General features: G+C 55.1%; 5 protein-coding genes. All 5 read left to right on the top strand.

Features of this window, described 5'->3' with window-relative positions; all coding sequences use genetic code 11:
• Positions 1 to 2464: efflux RND transporter permease subunit (locus ACF8AM_RS11690; RefSeq protein WP_392555804.1), on the top strand; the 2464-nt coding region annotated here is incomplete at its 5' end.
• 145 nt (positions 2465 to 2609) lie between these two features.
• Positions 2610 to 3359 (top strand): class I SAM-dependent methyltransferase, encoded by a 750-nt coding sequence (locus ACF8AM_RS11685; protein WP_392555803.1) that lies wholly within the window; start codon positions 2610 to 2612, stop codon positions 3357 to 3359.
• Positions 3360 to 3615: 256 nt separating this feature from the next.
• Positions 3616 to 4455, top strand: coding sequence for a c-type cytochrome (locus ACF8AM_RS11680; protein WP_392555802.1), 840 nt, complete (start codon positions 3616 to 3618; stop codon positions 4453 to 4455).
• Positions 4456 to 4850: 395 nt separating this feature from the next.
• Positions 4851 to 5222 (top strand): arsenite efflux transporter metallochaperone ArsD, encoded by a 372-nt coding sequence (gene arsD / locus ACF8AM_RS11675; protein WP_392555801.1) that lies wholly within the window; start codon positions 4851 to 4853, stop codon positions 5220 to 5222.
• Between the two features lie 34 nt (positions 5223 to 5256).
• Positions 5257 to 6150: a TRC40/GET3/ArsA family transport-energizing ATPase gene (locus ACF8AM_RS11670; RefSeq protein WP_392555800.1), complete on the top strand. Its 894-nt coding sequence runs from the start codon at positions 5257 to 5259 to the stop codon at positions 6148 to 6150.
• Positions 6151 to 6157: the final 7 nt, after the last annotated feature.

Here is a 6157-nt window from a genome sequence, read left to right as displayed (position 1 = left end):
TGGACCGGCGGATGAAGAGCATGCGGGAGCGGACGCCTCGGTTTTTCCAGCGGTCAATCTTTCCGTTGCCAAACGCAAAGGCAGCAACGCGGTGCGTGTCGCCGATGCCGTGCACGCCAAGATGGAATCCCTTGCCGATTCTCATCTTCCCGACGGTGTGAAGTATCGCATCACCCGTGATTATGGTGAAACAGCAAACGACAAGGTCAATGAACTGGTTGAAGGACTCGTGGTGGCGGTGCTGACCGTGATTGGGTTGATTGGGCTGACCATGGGCTGGCGTCCGGCGCTGGTGATCGCGTTGGCGATCCCGGTGTGCTACAGCTTGACTCTGTTTATCAACCTGATGGTCGGCTATTCAATCAACCGAGTCACGATGTTCGCGTTGATCTTGGCACTCGGGTTGTTGGTCGACGACCCGATCACAGATGTCGAGAACATCGCCAGGTACTTTGCGATGAAGGTCTTGCCGCCGCGTGAATCGGTTTTGCGCGCGGTGCAAGAGGTTCGTCCCGCTTTGCTGCTTTCCACGTTGGCGATCATTGCGAGTTTTCTGCCGCTGGCGTTCATCACAGGAATGATGGGGCCCTACATGGGGCCGATGGCGTTGAACGTGCCTCTGACGGTGACGATCTCCACGTTGGTGGCGTTTGTGATCACGCCCTGGTTGGCCATGGTCTCATTGAGACAACTGGATGACTCGCATCATGCGAATGAATACGACGTCACCACCACACCGCTCTACCGTCTTTCGCGATGGGTTCTGTCACCGATCTTGAAAGGTCGTTGGATGGCGACCGGCGTCTTGCTGGCCATCGGTGTCATGCTGGTCGCGGCAATGATGTTGCCGGTGTTCCGCAAGGTTCCCGTGAAGATGCTGCCGTATGACAACAAAAATGAATTTCAGCTTGTCATCGACATGCCAGAAGGCACCACGTTGGAACGCACCGACGCGGTGGCTCGCCGGTTGGGAAGCTACCTCGGCGGGGTGTCAGAGGTGCGCGACTATGAAGTATTCGTGGGACTCAGTTCACCGATCGATTTCAACGGTTTGGTACGACACTATTTTCTTCGGCAAGGCAATCATGTCGCCGACATTCGCGTCAACTTGGTCGACAAAGACCACCGGGTTCAGCAGTCCCATGAATTGATTCTACGAATTCGAAACGACATCGCTCGTTTGGCGGATTCGATGAACGCGAATGTGAAGTTGGTCGAGGTGCCACCGGGGCCGCCGGTGTTGTCGTCAATCGTGGCAGAGGTTTATGGGCCACCCGAAGGCAAGTATTCGCGGCAAATCGCTCTCGCACGACAAGTCAAATCACGCCTCGAGTTGGAGCCCGGTTTGGTCGACTTGGACGTCAGTGCGGAGGATGATCAAGTGCGGTTCGTGTTTGAGGCTGACAAACCCAAGGCGGCGCTGTCAGGGATCTCCACTCAAACGATCGCTGATACGGTCGAAGCAGTGCTGAGCGGAAGCAAGGCCACGGTGTTGCATTTGCCTCACGAAGTTGAACCGTTGTGGGTGGAGCTACGACTTCCTCGGGAACGTCGATCAGCCCTCGATGACTTGGAAGAAATCTATGTGCGAGGAAGCGGTGGCGAAATCGTCCAGTTGGGTTCGCTGGGTCACTTTCGAGAAACGGTGGAAGACAAAACGATCTATCACAAAAACCTGCAGCGGGTCGTGTATGTCTACGCCGAAGTGGCTGGTCGACCACCCGCGGATGCAATCATGGACATTGAGTTTGATCGGGTGGCACAAACAGCAGATCTGGGAGGAACAAGCGATCCGGAGAACGCGGACACGCCCACTGTCACGCCCATTCCGCTGGACCAACGTTCCTGGCTCTCGATCGGCGGTGGTGTGCCTTGGTCGGTCCCCAGTGGCTACAGCGTGGTGTGGTCGGGGGAAGGTGAATGGGACATCACCTTGGACGTCTTTCGTGACCTTGGGCTTGCCTTTGCCGCCGCGTTGTTGGGCATCTTTGTGATTTTGATGTTTCAGACGGGGTCGCGTTTGTTGCCCGTGTTGATCATGACCGCGATTCCGCTTTCGATGATTGGGATTCTGCCTGGTTTTTGGTTGTTGAATTCGATCATGGATCAACCCATCGGCGGGCATCCCAATCCCGTGTTCTTCACTGCCACAGCGATGATCGGGATGATCGCGTTGGCTGGCATCGTGGTTCGCAACTCGGTGGTGTTGATTGACTTCATCCACTTGGCGGAAGCTGAAGGGCATGACCTGCGTGAATCGATCGTCCGCAGCGTTGCAGTTCGTACGCGGCCCATTTTGTTGACCGCAGGCACGACGCTGTTGGCCAACTGGGTGATCACGCTTGATCCCGTTTTTTCGGGGCTCGCCTGGGCCATCATTTTTGGCATCCTCACGTCAACGGGCTTCACGCTGATTGTGATTCCTGCCGCCTATTGGTTGCTTTACCAGCCGAAGGTCGAGTGATGGTCCGATCCTTTGCGAACCGGTGCTTGGGGCAATTTGTCCTGCGTCCTTTTGCGTTCTTATCATTCAAAGCCTCTCGAATCAGAATCCTTTTTCTCCATCAACCCACGTCACGCACCTCTTTCACTCTCTCTGGAATTTCATCATGAAACGATTGCTCTCTGTCATTGTTTTGGCTCTCTCGGTTGCCTCGGCGAGCCTGGCGACGGCGCAGGACAAGGGGATCAAACCCGATACGTCCCAGTCTGATTCCTCTGCAACTTCCTCAAGTGTTCCGGCTGGCATCAATGACAAGTTCAAGGACCCAGATTTGAACGTGGACGAGTGGCTGGATCGGTTCGAAGTGGAAAGTCGCGAGGTTTATGGGGCTCGCAAGGAAGTGTTGAAAGCGTGTGCGATCAAGCCGGGCGAACGCATCGCGGACGTGGGGGCCGGCACTGGATTTTACAGCCGCTTATTCGCGAAAATGACTGGTTGGGATGGTTGGGTTTATAGCGTCGATATCTCGCCCAATTTTTTACAACACATCGCTGCCAGGGCGACTGCGGACGGAATTGAGAACATCACCACGGTGTTGGGAACCGATGTGTCGATCCGACTTCCACCCGAGTCGGTTGACTTGGTGTTCATCTGCGACACCTACCATCACTTTGAAAGCCCACAGCAATCACTCGCGTCGATCTACCGAGCGCTGAAACCAGGTGGACGATTGATTCTGATTGACTTTGAACGAATCCCAGGCGTGTCTCGCGAATTTTTGTTGGGACATGTGCGGGCCGGAAAAGAAGTCTTCCAAAGCGAAGTCATGGAAGCTGGGTTTGAGTTCACCGATGAAGTCAAAGTCGATGCGTTTGAAGAAAACTACTTGTTGCGTTTTGCAAAACCAGCCAAGTAGTCATTGTCGTGAAATTCGCAAGTCGCTTGTGCATCCATTTGAAACCGGCTGCCTGAAAGACTGGCGGTTCAATCCGGATCAAGGCCATCTACTCAGGGTGGCTGGCGTGCGACGATCCGAGTAGCGGTGAGTGCTGCGAGAAATGATTTTCCAAGCAAGTTCGACTCGTTCTGATCGCAGTGGGTGCTCAGTTTTTTTGCCAGACCATCCTTCTGAACTTCCTGTGAATCGATAGCAACCTCAAAGGCATCCATCCATGAGCCAATTCGCGAGTCCTCGTTTGTCACGCGGTGTCATGACACTGACCGGCGTTTCATCTTTGATGTTATTGGCTTGGGTGGTTCGTCCGGTGGAGGGCCGTTTGTTGTTGGCGTCCGAGCCGACTGCGGCGCCGTTGGTTGCCAACAACTCCGGCAATGTTGAGCTTGACTATCCGCCAGGGGAACTTGGCGAAGTCGTTCGTTTGGGCGAGGTGTTGGTGAATGAGACAAACGAACACCCGCTGACGAAGCCGTTCATTGGCAACTCGCTCAAGTGCACCTCGTGTCACCTGGATGGAGGTCGGCATGAGAAGGCGGGTTCGTTCATTGGAGTCGCTGCCGCTTACCCGGCGTACTCACCGCGCGAACAAAGTGTGATCACGCTGGAGGATCGGATTTTGAATTGTTTCATCCGCAGCCAAAACGGCACGCGGCCAACAAACGGATCTAAAATCCCCGTTGCGATCGCGTCTTACATCACATGGTTGTCCCAGGGCACGTCATTGAAGATGAACCCGGAGAAACCGCTTGGTCCAAACCATATGACTCTGCTGAGCCGTTCTCCTGACCCGCCCAGCATTGAACGAGGTGAATCGATCTACATGGATCGCTGTGCCGATTGTCATTCGGACGATGGATTGGGGACGGAGGAAGGGCCACCGGTTTGGGGCGACGAGTCGTTCAACGATGGGGCAGGATTGGCGGGCGTCCCCAAGTTGGCGTCCTGGTTGAAAGTTGCGATGCCGCTGGACGACACTGATTTGTCCGACCAAGAAGCGTTTGATGTGGCCGCTTACATAAACTCGCACGGTCGGCCCAAATTCGAGCCGAAGTGAGGCCGCAGGATGCTCGGCGCATGCCGACTGGGATGGCGTTTTCGATCGCTGTCCGTTGCAGTTCCGTGAGCTTTTGGGGCCTGTCTTCGGCCGTCCAGATGGTTTTGGTGCCCGGTTTGCATGGTTCGTCCACAACAGAATTGACAGAAAAACTGCATTGCTTTATCGTGTATCGCCGATGAGCAATGTGTCGAAGGTCAAATGCTGGTCAGTGCCCAAGTCGGTTTGGCACAGGCGGGCCGGTGGACCGAGAGGGAAAAATTTTGTCCAGAATGATCGTGTTTCGGCGATGAGCGATGGCGTGCGAAGAGGCACACTGAACTGGGCGGACTTGTGCCCAGTCGTTCCAGCCTCGTTCCGTTTTGATCACTCCACTTTTTTCGAAGGAGAAAACCATGAAGAACGTTCAAGTTTATGACAAACCCATGTGCTGCTCGACGGGCGTGTGTGGTCCAGATGTCGATCCTGTGCTGCCCAAGTTCGCAGCGGATTTGGATTGGATCAAGGAGCAAGGCCACCAAGTCGAACGCTTCAACCTGGCGCAGCAACCGCAAGCTTTCATTGAGAACAAGGTGATCCATCAATTGTTGAGCACAGCTGGAACGGATTGCTTGCCGGTGGTTCTTGTCGACGGAGAAGTCGCCAGCCAAGCCGCCTATCCCACTCGGGAAGATTTCGCGGGATGGATCGAAGGTGCGGCGCCCAATCCATTGTTGCCGGTTGCGAAATCAGGTGACGATTGTTGTGGATCAAGCGGCTGTTGTTAGTGAGAGCGAAGTGTTCACCCAAAGGAACTGAACCATGAAATTCTTAGATCATCCCACCCGCAATCTTTTCTTCACTGGTAAAGGTGGAGTCGGAAAAACGTCGGTGGCATGTGCGACTGCGGTGAAGCTGGCGGATGCTGGCAAGAAGGTCTTGCTTGTTTCCACGGACCCCGCCTCCAATCTGGACGAGGTGTTGGGTGTCACGCTTGGAAATCATCCGACCGTGGTGCCGGAGATTCCAACGTTGTTTGCGATGAACCTGGACCCTGAAAAGTCAGCGGCGGAGTATCGCGAGCGGATGGTTGGACCGTATCGCGGGCTGTTGCCAGAGGCGGCTTTGAAGAGCATGGAAGAACAGTTTTCCGGGTCTTGTACACTTGAGATCGCGGCCTTTGATGAGTTCTCGCGTTTGCTCGGTGATCCAGCCGCCACCGCGGAGTTTGACCACGTCGTTTTCGACACCGCGCCAACGGGGCACACGTTGCGTTTGCTCACGTTGCCTTCGGCGTGGGATGGTTTCATGGAACAGAACACGACGGGAACCAGTTGCCTTGGTCCGCTCGCTGGGTTGCAGGCTCAACAGAAACTGTATCAAGAGTCGGTGAAGGCACTGGGGGATTCCGCGTCGACGACATTGGTGTTGGTGGCTCGAGCCGAACCAAGTGCCCTGCGTGAAGCCGACCGAACGAGCGCCGAGCTGGCGGAGCTCGGAGTGAAGAATCAACATCTCGTGGTCAACGGTGTCTTCCAATCCAGCGACTCAAGCGACCCGTATGCAGTCGCTCTGCAGCAGCGAGGTGCAACGGCGCTGGACGCGATTCCAGACGGACTGAATGCTCTGCCACAAACGATTGTGCCGCTGAGTCCCAATGGCATGATCGGGATCGGTGAGCTGTTTAAAGCGATGGTAAAAAAATGGATGGAATGAGCACTTT

Origin of the sequence: Rhodopirellula sp. JB055 (genome assembly GCF_043100905.1) — a bacterium.
Classification (GTDB): Bacteria; Planctomycetota; Planctomycetia; order Pirellulales; family Pirellulaceae; genus Rhodopirellula.
This window is presented reverse-complemented; position numbering and strand designations above follow the sequence as displayed.